A 13,688-nucleotide genomic window follows, 5' to 3' on the forward strand; every position below is an offset into this window, starting at 1 on the left:
TCCAGCCAGCGGAACAGAGGGGCGCGAGGCACCCGTGCGGATCGCGAGATTCTCCATCGACGGCAATGTCGCCTTCGGCGCGGTCGAGGGCGAGGGAACCGGCGATCCGGCCGGCCTCGTCCTCGACGTCATCAAGGGCATTCCCTACGGCGACTTCGAGCTCTCGGGCACGAAGATCCCCCTGAGCAAGGTCCGGCTGCTGCCGCCCGTCCTCCCGAACAAGGTCGTGGCCATCGGCCGCAACTACGCGGAGCACGCCGCGGAACTCGGCAACGAGGTCCCGGAGGTGCCGGTCGCCTTCTTCAAGCCCACCACCTCGGTGATCGGTACCGGCGACGCGATCGAGTACCCCTCGTTCTCGGACGAGGTGCACTACGAGGCCGAGCTCGCGGTGGTGATCGGCCGGCTCTGCCGCGACGTCCCGCGCGACCGGGTCAAGGACGTCATCCTCGGCTACACCTGCGCCAACGACGTCACCGCCCGCGACGCCCAGAAGCGCGAGAAGCAGTGGGCCCGGGCCAAGGGCTTCGACACGTCGTGCCCGCTGGGCCCCTGGGTGGAGACCGGCATCGACCTGGCGCGCGCCGGCGACCTCACCATCCAGTGCACGGTCAACGGCGAGCAGCGCCAGCTCGGTCGCACCAGCGACATGATCCGCTCCATCGAGGACCTGGTCGTCCACATCACCGAGGCCATGACTCTGCTGCCCGGAGACGTCATCCTCACCGGCACCCCCGCCGGGGTCGGCCCCCTCAACGTCGGCGACGAGGTCGCCGTCACCATCGAAGGCATCGGCACTCTCACCAACAAGGTGATCAAGCGTGGCTAACGGACCCTCCCCCAAGCTCTCGGCTCCGCTCGAGCAGGGGGTACCCCCTCGCGTACGGTTCTGTCCCTCGCCGACCGGCAACCCCCATGTGGGCCTGGTCCGCACCGCCCTGTTCAACTGGGCGTTCGCCCGGCACAACCAGGGCACCATGGTCTTCCGGATCGAGGACACGGACGCGGCACGCGACTCCGAGGAGTCGTACAACCAGCTCCTCGACTCGCTGCGCTGGCTCGGGCTCGACTGGGACGAGGGCCCCGAGGTCGGCGGTCCGCACGAGCCGTACCGCCAGTCGCAGCGCATGGACATCTACCGGGACGTCGCCGACAAGCTGCTGGCCGGCGGCTACGCCTACCGCTGCTACTGCACCGTCACCGAGCTCGACGAGCGCCGCGAGGCGGCCCGCGCCGCCGGGCGGCCCTCCGGCTACGACGGCCACTGCCGGGACCTGTCCGACGAGCAGAAGGCCGCCTACGAGCGCGAGGGCCGCGAGTCGATCATCCGGTTCCGGATGCCCGACGAGCCGATCACCTTCACGGACCTGGTCCGCGGCGAGCTCACCTTCACCCCGGACAACGTTCCGGACTACGGCATCGTCCGGGCGAGCGGCGCGCCCCTCTACACGCTGGTCAACCCGGTCGACGACGCGCTGATGGACATCACCCACGTGCTGCGCGGCGAGGACCTGCTGTCCTCCACCCCGCGCCAGATCGCGCTCTACAAGGCTCTGATCGAGCTCGGCGTCGCGCACCGGATCCCGGCCTTCGGCCACCTGCCGTACGTCATGGGCGAGGGCAACAAGAAGCTCTCCAAGCGCGACCCGCAGGCATCCCTGAACCTCTACCGGGAGCGCGGGTTCCTGCCGGAGGGCCTGCTCAACTACCTCTCCCTGCTCGGCTGGTCGTTCTCCGCGGACCAGGACGTCTTCTCCATCGCCGAGATGGTCGGGAAGTTCGACGTCGCCGACGTCAACGCCAACCCGGCCCGTTTCGACCTCAAGAAGGCCGAGGCGATCAACGCGGACCACATCCGCCGGCTGGACGTGAAGGCGTTCGCCGAGGCCTGCGAGCCCTGGCTGCGGGCCCCGCACGCCAACTGGGAGCCCGAGGAGTTCGACCAGGCCGCGTGGGAGGCCATCGCCCCCTACGCCCAGACCCGGCTGACGGTCCTCTCCGACATCACCGCCAACGTCGACTTCCTCTTCCGCGAGGAGCCGGTCGAGGACGAGGCGTCCTGGCAGAAGGCGATGAAGGAGGGCTCTGACGCCCTGCTGCGCACGGCCCGCGAGAAGCTCGCGGCCGCCGACTGGTCCGCCCCGGAGGCGCTGAAGGACGCGGTCCTGGCCGCGGGCGAGGAGCACGGCCTCAAGCTCGGCAAGGCCCAGGCCCCTGTCCGGGTCGCGGTCACCGGCCGCACGGTGGGCCTGCCGCTCTTCGAGTCGCTGCAGATCCTGGGCCGCGAGAAGTCGCTGGCGCGCATCGACGCGGCGCTGGAGAAGCTCGGAGCGTAACCCGGCGCGGGATGCCCGGAGGGGCGGCAGCCACCGGCTGCCGCCCCTCCGGCGTCTCCGGGACGCGTTCCCTGCGTCTCCAAGGCCGCGTCCCGGGGACCCCGGGACGCGTTCCCGTCGGACCTCTCCGCTCCCGGCCTCCGCCCCCCGGCTCTGCCCCGGGCTCCGCTCCCGCCGCGACGACCCGCCGGACGGGGGCCGTCGCCCTCGGGGCCGCCCGCCGCACGACCGGCTTCTCCGGCGTCCCCGGGTAGGGAGCCACCCCTTCGGCGTAGCCTCGGACCATGCCGATCCGAGCCGTCCTGTGGGACATCGACGACACGATCTTCGACTACGCCGCAGCCGACCGCACCGGCATGGAGCGGCATCTCCGGGCCGAGGGGCTGGCCGGGATCCACGGGTCCGTCGACCAGGCCCTCGCCCGCTGGAAGGAGCTCACCCGCATCCACTGGCGCCGCTTCGAGGCCGGCGGTGTGGACTTCGAAGCCCAGCGTCGCGACCGGGTACGGGACTTCCTCGGTGCCGCCGCCATGAGCGACGACGAGGCGGAGGCGTGGTTCGCCCGCTACGTCACCCACTACGAAGCCGCCTGGGAGCTGTTCCCCGACGCCGTGCCGGCCCTGGACCTGCTGGCCACGGGGTTCCGGCACGGTGTGCTCTCGAACTCCTCCATCCGCAACCAGCACCGCAAGCTCACCCTGCTGGGCGTACGCGACCGCTTCGAGGCGGTCGTCTGCGCCGCCGAGCTCGGCGTCGCCAAGCCCCAGGCCGCAGCCTTCCACGCAGCCTGCGACGCCCTCCGGCTGCCGCCGGGCGAAGTGGCGTACGTCGGCGACCACCCGGACATCGACGCGGAGGGAGCCGTCGCCGCCGGTCTGACCGGCATCTGGCTGGACCGCGGCGGGCTCGGCGGCAGACCGGAGCTGATCCGGATCACCGGTCTCGCGGAGCTGCCCGCTCTGCTGCGGGCGGATACCCGTTTTGGAGCGCCGTCCTCCTTCAGGTAATGTTCTTCCTGCGCCGAGGGGAGCAGCCGCAAGGCCGGAACCGGAAGCGCACAACCTGAACAAAACCCCCTTAGGGGGGTTGAGTTTTGGTGGCCTATGGTGTAATTGGCAGCACGACTGATTCTGGTTCAGTTAGTCTAGGTTCGAGTCCTGGTAGGCCAGCTCGCAGAGCTCATCTGCAAAGCCCCCGTTGTGTAGCGGCCTAGCACGCTGCCCTCTCAAGGCAGTAGCGCCGGTTCGAATCCGGTCGGGGGTACAGATCCTTCCAGCGAGATCACCAGGGTCGCTCCCGGTGGCATCGCAGTGACAAACATCCGGCTTCCGTCGGGTGGGGATCGTCCAGGGCCCCCGTTGTGTAGCGGCCTAGCACGCCGCCCTCTCAAGGCGGTAGCGCCGGTTCGAATCCGGTCGGGGGTACCAACTGGTCTAAACCACCAGTGGCCTATGGTGTAATTGGCAGCACGACTGATTCTGGTTCAGTTAGTCTTGGTTCGAGTCCAGGTAGGCCAGCTGATCCGTCTCGATGGATCAAGATCTTGCCCCCGTTGTGTAGCGGCCTAGCACGCCGCCCTCTCAAGGCGGTAGCGCCGGTTCGAATCCGGTCGGGGGTACGCAAGGAAGAGGCCCTCCCCAGTCGGGGAGGGCCTCTTCGCGTTCCGCGCCGTCTCCTGGCCGCGGTCAGCCGAAGCGCCGGTTCGACTCCTCGGCCTGGGCCAGTCTGCGCAGGCCGAGGAGCACCGGCTCGTAGAGCACGGTCAGGGCCACCGCCGCTTCCACCTGTTCCTCTCCGCGTTCGTACCGCTCCACCAAGTCCAGGTCCGCGACGGCGAGTTCGGCTGCGCTCCGGGCGTACGGCAGCAGTTGCCCGACGTCGCAGGGATACCCGAGGCGCACCATCGTGGCGATCCCGGAGACCACCATGCGGTAGGCGGGAGACTGCTCGCCGGTTCCTTGGGCGAACCTCCAGCCCAACTGCTCCAGCAGCGCGTCCGCAGTGCGGCGGGCCGTGTCGGTGGCCGGGTCGTCCCCGTCGGGCTCCGGGCCGTGCGGGATGGCCCAGACCGCCGCGCCGAGCCGCACATGGGGATCGAGGCTGTCGTCGGTGACGGCCGCCAGTACCTCGCGCGCGGTCGCCACGGGCATCCGGCCGACCTGGATCAGCGCGCGGACGAGACGGAGCCGGCGGAGATGCCCCTCGCCGTACTCGGCCTGGGTGGCGCTGATCCGGTGACCGGGCGGGAGCAGCCGCTCGCGCAGGTAGTACTTGATCGTCGGTATCGGCACCCCGCTGCGTTCGCTGAGTTCCGCGAGCCTCATGCACTTGCGCCCTTCCTTGGAGAGTGTCACTATCCAATCATAGATAGCGGGACTATCCAACCGTGGCGAAGGGGACCGACGATGGGCAACACTCCGATCCAGGGCCGTATGACCGCCGACGCGCAGGGCGACGTGGTCGTCTTCCTCATCGGGATGCGTATCAACAGCTTCCGCTCGGTGCGGAGTTGGTGGCCGGTGTTCCGGGCCATGCCGCGGATGCTGAAGGAGCTGTCGAAGGACGAGGGCAGCGGGCTGCTCGGCTACCAGCTGCTGCTGGGCGCCCCGCGGGTCCTCTACACCGTCCAGTACTGGGACACCAAGGAGAAGCTCTTCGCCTACGCGACGGCCCCGGACAAGGAGCACCGCCCGGCCTGGGCGGCGTTCAACAGGCGGATGCGTGAGGGCAGGGGGAAGGTCGGCTTCTGGCACGAGACCTACATCGTGCCGGCGGGCTCGTACGAGAACGTCTACGTGAACATGCCCGGGTTCGGTCTGGGTGCGGCGGCCGGTGTCGTACCGGTCGCCCGCCGCGGCGAGCGGGCGGCGGAACGACTGCGTTCGGCGTGATCACGGGTCGCCGGGCGGCCCGAAACGCGGGGGGAGGGGCTCTTGGCGAGCCCCTCCCTCGGTCGTTGGCGAGCCGCGCTCGCATCGGCGGCGGTGTCTGGGACGGAAACGGGTGCCGGGCCGGGTCAGCCCGAACGGCGGAGGGCGTCGGAGAGGCGCGCCGCCGCGTCGATGACGGCCTGCGCGTGCATCCGGCCGGGGTGCCGGGTGAGACGCTCGATCGGTCCGGAGACCGAGACGGCGGCGACGACCCGGTTCGAGGGGCCGCGCACCGGCGCCGAGACGGAGGCGACTCCCGGCTCGCGCTCGCCGATCGACTGCGCCCAGCCCCGGCGCCGTACGCCGGACAGCGCCGTCGCCGTGAACCGGGCGCCCTGCAGACCGCGGTGCAGCCTCTCCGGCTCTTCCCAGGCCATCAGGATCTGGGCCGAGGAGCCGGCCTTCATCGTGAGCGTGGAACCCACGGGTACCGTGTCCCGCAGTCCGGACAGCCGCTCGGCGGCCGCCACGCAGATGCGCATGTCTCCCTGCCGGCGGTAGAGCTGTGCGCTCTCGCCCGTCACATCGCGCAGATGCGTCAGCACCGGCCCCGCAGTGGCCAGCAGCCGGTCCTCGCCCGCGGCGGCCGCGAGCTCCGCCAGGCGCGGGCCGAGGATGAACCGGCCCTGCATGTCCCTCGCCACCATCCGGTGGTGTTCCAGGGCCACGGCGAGGCGATGTGCCGTGGGTCGTGCGAGCCCTGTCGCCGCGACCAGCCCGGCGAGGGTGGCCGGACCGGACTCCAGGGCGCTCAGTACCAGAGCTGCCTTGTCGAGAACGCCGACGCCGCTAGAGTTGTCCATGCAACGATACTCACGTCTCACTCTGTGAAACGCAAGTTCAAATTCTCCGAGAAGTTGCGACTCTGGATGTGCGGCCGTACAAGGGCCCGCGCTCTCCGCCCGGCCCGACATGCGGACGGCGGCGCAATCGATCTCTAGTTGGTGTCCGGCGACGCTGCCGGGCCGGAGGGAAAGCGATGGGTAGGACACTCGCGGAGAAGGTCTGGGACGATCACGTCGTCCGGCGCGCCGAGGGCGAGCCCGACCTCCTCTTCATCGATCTCCACCTCCTGCACGAGGTGACCAGTCCGCAGGCGTTCGACGGCCTCCGTCAGAACGGGCGCCGGGTGCGGCGGCTCGACCTCACCATCGCGACCGAGGACCACAACACCCCCACCCTCGACATCGACAAGCCCATCGCCGACCCGGTCTCGCGGGCCCAGCTGGAGACCCTGCGCAAGAACTGCGCCGAGTTCGGGGTACGGCTGCATCCGCTGGGCGACGTCGAGCAGGGCGTGGTGCACGTGGTGGGGCCGCAGCTGGGTCTGACCCAGCCGGGCACCACGGTGGTCTGCGGCGACTCCCACACCTCCACCCACGGCGCTTTCGGCGCGCTGGCGTTCGGCATCGGCACCTCCCAGGTAGAGCACGTCCTGGCCACCCAGACACTGCCGATGGCCCGCCCCAGGACCATGGCGATCACCGTCGACGGGGAGCTGCCCGACGGGGTCAGCGCCAAGGACCTGATCCTCGCCATCATCGCCAGGATCGGCACGGGCGGCGGCCAGGGCTACGTCCTGGAGTACCGCGGCTCCGCCATCGAGAACCTCTCGATGGAGGCCCGCATGACCATCTGCAACATGTCGATCGAGGCCGGCGCCCGGGCGGGCATGATCGCCCCCGACCAGACCACGTTCGACTACCTCCGGGGACGCGACCACGCCCCCGAGGGCGAGGACTGGGACGCGGCGGTCGCGTACTGGAAGACCCTGCGCACCGACGACGACGCGGTCTTCGACGCCGAGGTGTTCATCGACGCCGCGGAACTCTCGCCGTTCGTCACCTGGGGCACCAACCCCGGCCAGGGCGCCCCGCTGTCCGCCTCCGTCCCCGACCCGGCTTCGTACGAGGACGCTTCGGAGCGTTTCGCCGCCGAAAAGGCCCTGGAGTACATGGGGTTGACCGCCGGGCAGGCGCTGCGCGACATCAAGGTGGACACCGTCTTCGTAGGCTCCTGCACCAACGGCCGTATCGAGGACCTGCGCTCGGCGGCCTCGGTCCTGGAGGGGCGCAAAGTCACCGACGGCGTACGGATGCTGGTGGTCCCCGGCTCGGTGCGGGTCGCGCTGCAGGCCGTCGAGGAGGGCCTGGACAAGGTCTTCAAGGAGGCCGGCGCCGAATGGCGGCACGCGGGCTGCTCGATGTGCCTGGGCATGAACCCCGACCAGCTCGCCCCCGGTGAGCGCTCGGCATCCACCTCCAACCGCAACTTCGAGGGCCGTCAGGGCAAGGGCGGCCGGACCCATCTGGTCTCGCCGCAGGTCGCCGCCGCCACCGCGGTACTCGGCCACCTGGCCTCGCCCGCCGATCTGACCGACGTGTCCGCCACCCCCACGCCCGCCGGAGTCTGAGCACCATGGAAGCTTTCACCACACACACCGGCCGGGCCGTGCCGCTGCGCCGCAGCAACGTCGACACCGACCAGATCATCCCCGCCCACTGGCTGAAGAAGGTCACCCGCGACGGGTTCGAGGACGGACTCTTCGAGGCCTGGCGCAAGAACGACGACTTCGTCCTCAACCGGCCCGAGCGGCAGGGCGCGACGGTGCTGGTGGCGGGCCCCGACTTCGGCACCGGCTCCTCCCGCGAGCACGCCGTCTGGGCGCTGCAGAACTACGGCTTCAAGGCCGTGATCTCCTCCCGCTTCGCCGACATCTTCCGCGGCAACTCGCTGAAGAACGGCCTGCTGACCGTGGTTCTCCCGCAGGAGACCGTCGACCGGCTGTGGGAGCTGACCGAGGCCGATCCGGACGTCGACGTCACCGTCGACTTGGAGCAGCGACAGGTCCGCGCGGCAGACGTCACCGCCGACTTCGAGCTTGACGAGAACGCCCGATGGAGGCTGTTGAACGGTCTCGACGACATCAGCCTCACCCTTCAGAACGAAGCGGACATCGCGGCCTACGAAGCCTCCAGGCCGACCTTCAAGCCTCGTACGATTGAGGTCTGAGCAGCGGTTTTTCCCAACTGCGCCCTCCACCGTCCGGTGGGGGGCGCAGCCGTATGTTGAGGTCCTGTGGGGCGACAACTCGCCCCAGATGGCACAATCGGTGCATGGAACGCGACAGCCAACTCGAGCTCTACGAGGCGGTCGCGGCCCGACTGAAGGAAGCACACACAAGGGTGCGCGAACTGCAAGTTCCGGAGGGCGTGCGGATGGCGCTGTCCCGGAAGCTGCTGGCAGTGACGGCCGTGGCGAAGCACGATCTCGCAGACGCCGCAAGGCGCCTGGACCGGTTGATGAAGGACCTCGATGAAGGTCGATTCCCCCAAGGTGACTGACCACCCGGCGACTGGGTCGATATGCGGCGCGGTCGCGTGGCCGCGACGGTCGACTTCGTTGCGGCACTAGGGTGATTAGCCCGTTTCGTGTTTGATTTGCGGTATATATCTGCCTAACGTGCGAAATAGCTTGAACAGTTTCGTTCCGGCGATGTCTCCGAAGGGGAAGACGTGAACAAGGCGCAGCTCGTAGAAGCGATTGCCGACAAGATGGGCGGCCGGCAGCAGGCCGCCGAAGCTGTCGACGCGGTCCTCGACGCGATCGTCCGCGCGGTTGTCGGCGGCGACCGGGTTTCGGTCACCGGCTTCGGCTCGTTCGAGAAGGTGGACCGCCCGGCCCGCTATGCCCGCAACCCGCAGACGGGCGAGCGCGTACGGGTCAAGAAGACCTCGGTGCCGCGCTTCCGCGCGGGCCAGGGCTTCAAGGACCTGGTGAGCGGCACGAAGAAGCTCCCCAGGGGTGGCGAAGTCTCCGTCAAGAAGGCTCCGAAGGGCAGCCTCCAGATGGGCACCGCCGCGAAGAAGGCCGCCGCGAAGAAGGCGACGGCCAAGAAGGCGGCGGCGAAGAAGACCACGGCCAAGAAGACCACGGCCGCGAAGAAGACGACGGCGGCGAAGAAGACCACCGCCAAGAAGACCACCGCGGCGGCGAAGAAGACGGCCGCCAAGAAGACGGCTGCGGCCAAGAAGACCGCTCCCGCCAAGAAGGCGACGGCCAAGAAGGCGCCGGCGAAGAAGGCCACCGCGCGCAAGACCAGCGCCAAGAAGACCACAGCCCGCAAGAAGTAAGCGGCGCACCAGTTCAGGGCCACTCACGCGACGGGCCGGACTCCCCCCGGGGAGCCCGGCCCGCGGCGTTCTCCCGCACCGCTCGCACCGTGCGGGCCGTGCCGGTCACAACGTCTGCAGGGTCACCAGGGTGATCCGGAGGGCGTCGCCCTCGCCCTCGGTCTCGATGCGCACCCGCTGGCCCGGGCGCAGCAGTCGCAGCCCCCCGGCGTCGAACGCCGCGGCGTCGAACCCCACCGGAGTCCCGTCGTCGAGCAGCACACTCCCGCTGCGGGTCGCTGAGTCGTACGTGTACGCGGTCGCCTGCATGCCCCGACCCTATCCGGCGCCCGCACAGGGCGTTCCCCACAGGGCCGCCCACGGGACCACCGCCATCGGCGGCCGTTCGGGGTCGCGGCTCGGGGGTTCAGGAGCCCCAGGCGGCCGGCGCGGTCGCGCACCGGGCCGCCGTACGCGGGCCGACTCCCAGTGCGAGAGCGGCCCGCAGATCGTCCCCGGTGTCCACGTCGCGGCGTATCGACTCCACCCCGTCCAATTCGATTTCCACGGCCCCCGAGGCCAAATGCCGGTGCCGAGAGTGCCCGCCGAATGCGGGACGCAATTCCGTGCCGGGGGCCGCCGACAGGAAAGTCGTGCCAATTCCGGCCGCGTCCGCGAGGAAAGCCCGGGGAAATTGCCGGGCCATGGCGAGCACCCGTTCCAATTCGTCGGGGCGCAGCGCAGGAAGGTCCGCGTTGAGCGCCGCCAGCGCGGCGGCCGGCCGCCGCGCACGCACTTCGGCGGCCCCGTGGGCGAGCGCCGCGTTGAGTCCCGCCCCCGGCGAGTCCGGCACGACACGCGCGCCCAGGGCGGTCAGCTCGGCCGCAGCCAGCGGATCGTCAGTGACGACCACCACATCGCGCACCGTGCGGCAGGACAGTGCCCGGGAGACCGTGTCCTGTGCGAAGGCGAGGGCGAACCGGGGACGCATCGCACCACCCGTGGCCTCCGACAACCTGCTCTTGGCCAGTGCCAGCGGTTTCAGGGGGACGACCAGTGACCAGTGCACGGCCCCATTGTCACCCGCGATCACGGCCGCCCGGCGACCCGGCCTCACGGGCGAGGCGTACGGTGTTCTCGACAGACCAGGGGCCTGGGGCGACACTTGACCCCCAGCAGCCGGGCACGAGCCGGGCAGCAGTCAGGTCCAAAGAGGAAGGTGTCCGAGTGTCCCGCCGCAGAATCGGCTTCTGGTACCGCCTTGCTGCGGTCATCGCGAAACCGCCGCTGGTGGTTCTGTTCAAGCGGGACTGGCGGGGAATGGAGCACATTCCGGCCGACGGAGGATTCATCACCGCGGTGAATCACAACTCCTACCTGGATCCGCTCTCCTACGCGCACTACCAGTACAACACCGGACGCGTCCCGCGCTTCCTCGCGAAGGCCGCGCTCTTCAAGGGCTCCTTCGTCGGCACGATGCTGCGCGGCACCGGCCAGATCCCCGTCTACCGGGAGTCCACGAACGCCCTCGACGCCTTCCGCGCCGCGGTCGACGCCATCGAGCGGGGCGAGTGCGTCGCCTTCTACCCCGAGGGCACGCTGACCCGGGACCCCGAGATGTGGCCGATGGCGGGCAAGACCGGTGCCGCGCGCGTGGCACTGCTCACCAAGGCCCCGGTCATTCCCGTGGCGCAGTGGGGCGCCAACATGGCGATGCCGCCGTACGCCAAGGAGAACAAGCTGCGGCTGTTCCCCCGGAAGACCCTGATCGTCCAGGCGGGGCCGCCCGTGGACCTCGACCGGTTCCACGGCATGGAGCCCACTCCCGACGTCCTGCGCGAGGCCACCGAGGTCATCATGGCCGCGATCACCGCGCAGCTCGAGCAGATCCGCGGCGAGAGCGCGCCGGCGACGCCGTACGACCACCGCCAGGCGCGGGCCGAACAGCGGCGCAGGGCCGCCGGGGAGGGGACCAAGTGACTCGTTCCGTCAAGGCAGCCGTCTTCGGCACCGGCTCCTGGGGCACGGCCTTCTCGATGGTCCTCGCCGACGCCGGCTGCGAGGTGACCATGTGGGGCCGCCGCGCCGGGCTCGTCGACGCCATCAACGGCACCCGCACCAACCCCGACTACCTGCCGGGGGTCCAGCTCCCCGAGGCGGTCCGGGCCACCACCGACCCCGCCGAGGCCGCCCGCGACGCCGACTTCACCGTCCTCGTCGTGCCTTCCCAGACCCTGCGCGCCAACCTCACGGAATGGGCGCCCCTGCTGGCTCCCGACACCGTGCTCGTCTCCCTGATGAAGGGCGTCGAACTCGGCACCGCCAAGCGGATGAGCGAGGTCGTCGAGGAAGTCGTCGCCAAGGCGCCCGCCGGGGGAGCCCCCGACGAGGTCCGGGGGAGGGTCGCCGTCCTCACCGGGCCCAACCTGGCCAAGGAGATCGCCGACCGCCAGCCCGCGGCCGCGGTCGTCGCCTGCTCCGACGAGGACGTCGCCCGGCGCCTCCAGGCCGCCTGCATGACCCCGTACTTCCGCGCCTACACCAACACCGACGTCGTCGGCTGCGAACTGGGCGGCGCGGTCAAGAACGTCATCGGCCTGGCCGTCGGCATCGCGGACGGCATGGGCCTCGGCGACAACTCCAAGGCCACCCTCATCACCCGGGGGCTTGCCGAGACGACCCGCCTCGGACTCGCCATGGGCGCCGACCCGATGACCTTCTCGGGCCTCGCCGGCCTCGGCGACCTCGTGGCCACCTGCTCCTCGCCGCTCTCCCGGAACCACACCTTCGGCACCAACCTCGGCCGCGGGATGACGCTCCAGGAGACCATCGCCGCGACCAAGCAGACCGCCGAGGGCGTCAAGTCCTGCGAGTCCGTTCTGGATCTGGCCCGCCGGCACGGCGTCGACATGCCCATCACCGAGACGGTCGTCTCGATCGTCCACGAGGGCAAGCCGCCGGTCGTCGCGCTCAAGGAGCTGATGTCCCGGAGCGCCAAGCCCGAGCGCCACTGACGGAAGACCGGCGGAGGGCACTCTTCCGTTCGGTGGCCGCGCGCCCCTTCGACCCGGCGGAGGCGCAGGGTACGCTCGTCGCGATATGAGCGAGAACCAGTCCCAGAGCACCGGCCTTGCCCCCACCAGCGGTGAGGCGCTCCGCAAGCCGCGCGTCGCGGTCGTCTTCGGCGGCCGAAGCTCCGAGCACGCGATCTCCGTCGTGACGGCGGGCGCCGTACTGCGTGCCATCGACCGCACCAAGTACGACGTCCTGCCCATCGGCATCACGGCTGACGGCCGCTGGGCGCTGACGGCCGACGAGCCCGACCGGATGGCCATCGCCGACCGGCGGCTGCCGTCGGTCGCCGACCTCGCCGAATCGACGGACGGCGGCGTCGTCCTCTCCGTCGACCCGGCCAACCGCGAGGTCGTCTACAGCGAGCCCGGCTCCGTGCCCAAGGCGCTCGGCGAGGTCGACGTCGTCTTCCCCATGCTGCACGGTCCGTACGGCGAGGACGGCACGCTCCAGGGCCTGCTCGAGCTCGCCGGCATCCCGTACGTGGGAGCCGGCGTGCTGGCGTCGGCCGTCGGCCAGGACAAGGAGTACATGAAGCGGGTCTTCGTCTCCTTCGGACTGCCGGTCGGGCCGTACACGGTGGTCAGGCCCCGTGAGTGGGAGCAGGATCCTTCCGCCGCCCGCAAGAAGATCGTCGACTTCGCCGGCGAGCACGGCTGGCCGCTGTTCGTGAAGCCCGCCCGCGCCGGTTCCTCGATCGGCATCACCAAGGTCGACGACCTCGCCGGACTGGACGAGGCCGTCGCCGAGGCCCAGCGCCACGACCCGAAGATCATCGTGGAGGCACTGCTGCGCGGCCGCGAGATCGAGTGCGGTGTGCTGGAGTTCGAGGACGGGCCCCGCGCCAGCGTGCCGGCCGAGATCCCGCCCGTCTCCTCGCACGACTTCTACGACTTCGAGGCCAAGTACATCGACTCGGCCGCCGGACTCGTCCCCGCGCCCCTCACCGACCGGGAGACCGCCGAGGTGCAGCGGCTCGCCGTCGAGGCGTTCGAGGCCGCGTCCTGCGAGGGTCTGGTCCGCGCGGACTTCTTCCTCACCGAGGCGGGCGAGTTCGTCATCAACGAGATCAACACCATGCCGGGCTTCACGCCCATCTCGATGTACCCGCGCATGTGGCAGGAGTCCGGGGTCGACTACGCGGAGCTCGTCGACCGTCTGATCCAGGCGGCACTCCGCCGCTCCACCGGCCTGCGCTGAGCCGCCCCGCATCCGTCACCGGGTGCGGGAAAGCCGGG

15 protein-coding genes and 5 tRNA genes are annotated in these 13,688 nt (G+C 70.2%); 16 read left to right on the forward strand and 4 right to left on the reverse strand.

Annotated features, from left to right (window positions below; genetic code table 11):
• Positions 1-34: 34 nt before the first annotated feature.
• The 8 genes from BLT82_RS09900 (at position 35) to BLT82_RS09935 (ending at position 3,954) form a co-directional block, all read left to right on the forward strand.
• Entirely contained in the window at positions 35-829 is a 795-nt protein-coding gene (locus BLT82_RS09900) for a fumarylacetoacetate hydrolase family protein (protein ID WP_093653515.1), read from the forward strand.
• Positions 822-2,336, forward strand: a complete 1,515-nt coding sequence (gene gltX / locus BLT82_RS09905; RefSeq protein ID WP_093653516.1) for a glutamate--tRNA ligase — start codon at positions 822-824, stop codon at positions 2,334-2,336. The genes BLT82_RS09900 and gltX overlap by 8 nt, the downstream gene beginning before the upstream one ends.
• A gap of 284 nt (positions 2,337-2,620) precedes the next feature.
• On the forward strand, positions 2,621-3,343 hold the full coding sequence (locus tag BLT82_RS09910; RefSeq protein ID WP_093653517.1) for an HAD family hydrolase: 723 nt from the start codon (positions 2,621-2,623) through the stop codon (positions 3,341-3,343).
• A 90-nt stretch (positions 3,344-3,433) separates the two neighbouring features.
• Positions 3,434-3,505: transfer RNA gene (locus BLT82_RS09915), tRNA-Gln, on the forward strand.
• A 21-nt stretch (positions 3,506-3,526) separates the two neighbouring features.
• Positions 3,527-3,599, forward strand: a tRNA-Glu gene (locus BLT82_RS09920).
• Between the two features lie 88 nt (positions 3,600-3,687).
• Positions 3,688-3,763 (forward strand) — tRNA-Glu (locus BLT82_RS09925).
• Positions 3,764-3,781: 18 nt separating this feature from the next.
• A tRNA-Gln gene (locus tag BLT82_RS09930) sits at positions 3,782-3,853 on the forward strand.
• A gap of 28 nt (positions 3,854-3,881) precedes the next feature.
• Positions 3,882-3,954, forward strand: a tRNA-Glu gene (locus BLT82_RS09935).
• Positions 3,955-4,021: 67 nt separating this feature from the next.
• On the opposite strand, the gene BLT82_RS09940 is transcribed toward BLT82_RS09935, so the two are convergent.
• Positions 4,022-4,660: a MerR family transcriptional regulator gene (locus BLT82_RS09940; RefSeq protein ID WP_208867817.1), complete on the reverse strand. Its 639-nt coding sequence runs from the start codon at positions 4,658-4,660 to the stop codon at positions 4,022-4,024.
• Positions 4,661-4,741: 81 nt separating this feature from the next.
• On the opposite strand from BLT82_RS09940, the gene BLT82_RS09945 reads away from it, so the two are divergent.
• A complete protein-coding gene (locus tag BLT82_RS09945) occupies positions 4,742-5,227 on the forward strand; it encodes a DUF4188 domain-containing protein (protein WP_244291903.1) in 486 nt (161 codons plus the stop codon).
• A gap of 125 nt (positions 5,228-5,352) precedes the next feature.
• Here BLT82_RS09945 and ndgR read toward each other — a convergent pair whose 3' ends face one another.
• Positions 5,353-6,069 (reverse strand): IclR family transcriptional regulator NdgR, encoded by a 717-nt coding sequence (ndgR, locus tag BLT82_RS09950; RefSeq protein WP_017947593.1) that lies wholly within the window; start codon positions 6,067-6,069, stop codon positions 5,353-5,355.
• Positions 6,070-6,245: 176 nt separating this feature from the next.
• Between ndgR and leuC the strand changes: the two genes are divergently transcribed.
• From leuC to BLT82_RS09970, 4 genes are all read left to right on the forward strand, one after another.
• Positions 6,246-7,679 carry a 3-isopropylmalate dehydratase large subunit gene (leuC, locus tag BLT82_RS09955; protein WP_093653519.1) on the forward strand — a complete coding sequence of 478 codons (1,434 nt, stop codon included), beginning with the start codon at positions 6,246-6,248 and terminating at the stop codon, positions 7,677-7,679.
• Between the two features lie 5 nt (positions 7,680-7,684).
• A complete protein-coding gene (leuD, locus tag BLT82_RS09960) occupies positions 7,685-8,278 on the forward strand; it encodes a 3-isopropylmalate dehydratase small subunit (protein WP_093653520.1) in 594 nt (197 codons plus the stop codon).
• 104 nt (positions 8,279-8,382) lie between these two features.
• On the forward strand, positions 8,383-8,610 hold the full coding sequence (locus BLT82_RS09965) for an SCO5555 family protein (RefSeq protein ID WP_093653521.1): 228 nt from the start codon (positions 8,383-8,385) through the stop codon (positions 8,608-8,610).
• Positions 8,611-8,781: 171 nt separating this feature from the next.
• Positions 8,782-9,399: an HU family DNA-binding protein gene (locus BLT82_RS09970; RefSeq protein WP_093653522.1), complete on the forward strand. Its 618-nt coding sequence runs from the start codon at positions 8,782-8,784 to the stop codon at positions 9,397-9,399.
• A 105-nt stretch (positions 9,400-9,504) separates the two neighbouring features.
• Here BLT82_RS09970 and BLT82_RS09975 read toward each other — a convergent pair whose 3' ends face one another.
• Positions 9,505-9,708: a hypothetical protein gene (locus tag BLT82_RS09975; RefSeq protein WP_093653523.1), complete on the reverse strand. Its 204-nt coding sequence runs from the start codon at positions 9,706-9,708 to the stop codon at positions 9,505-9,507.
• 97 nt (positions 9,709-9,805) lie between these two features.
• Entirely contained in the window at positions 9,806-10,447 is a 642-nt protein-coding gene (gene cofC, locus BLT82_RS09980) for a 2-phospho-L-lactate guanylyltransferase (RefSeq protein WP_342029400.1), read from the reverse strand.
• A 158-nt stretch (positions 10,448-10,605) separates the two neighbouring features.
• On the opposite strand from cofC, the gene BLT82_RS09985 reads away from it, so the two are divergent.
• From BLT82_RS09985 to BLT82_RS09995, 3 genes are all read left to right on the forward strand, one after another.
• Complete coding sequence (locus BLT82_RS09985; RefSeq protein ID WP_093653525.1) at positions 10,606-11,358, forward strand: lysophospholipid acyltransferase family protein; 753 nt, start codon at positions 10,606-10,608, stop codon at positions 11,356-11,358.
• Positions 11,355-12,392, forward strand: coding sequence for an NAD(P)H-dependent glycerol-3-phosphate dehydrogenase (locus tag BLT82_RS09990; protein ID WP_093653526.1), 1,038 nt, complete (start codon positions 11,355-11,357; stop codon positions 12,390-12,392). The genes BLT82_RS09985 and BLT82_RS09990 overlap by 4 nt, the downstream gene beginning before the upstream one ends.
• Positions 12,393-12,477: 85 nt before the next feature.
• Positions 12,478-13,650, forward strand: a complete 1,173-nt coding sequence (locus tag BLT82_RS09995) for a D-alanine--D-alanine ligase family protein (protein ID WP_093653527.1) — start codon at positions 12,478-12,480, stop codon at positions 13,648-13,650.
• The last annotated feature ends 38 nt before the right edge of the window (positions 13,651-13,688 follow it).

Origin of the sequence: Streptomyces wuyuanensis, assembly GCF_900103455.1 — a bacterium.
Lineage (GTDB): Bacteria > Actinomycetota > Actinomycetes > Streptomycetales > Streptomycetaceae > Streptomyces > Streptomyces wuyuanensis.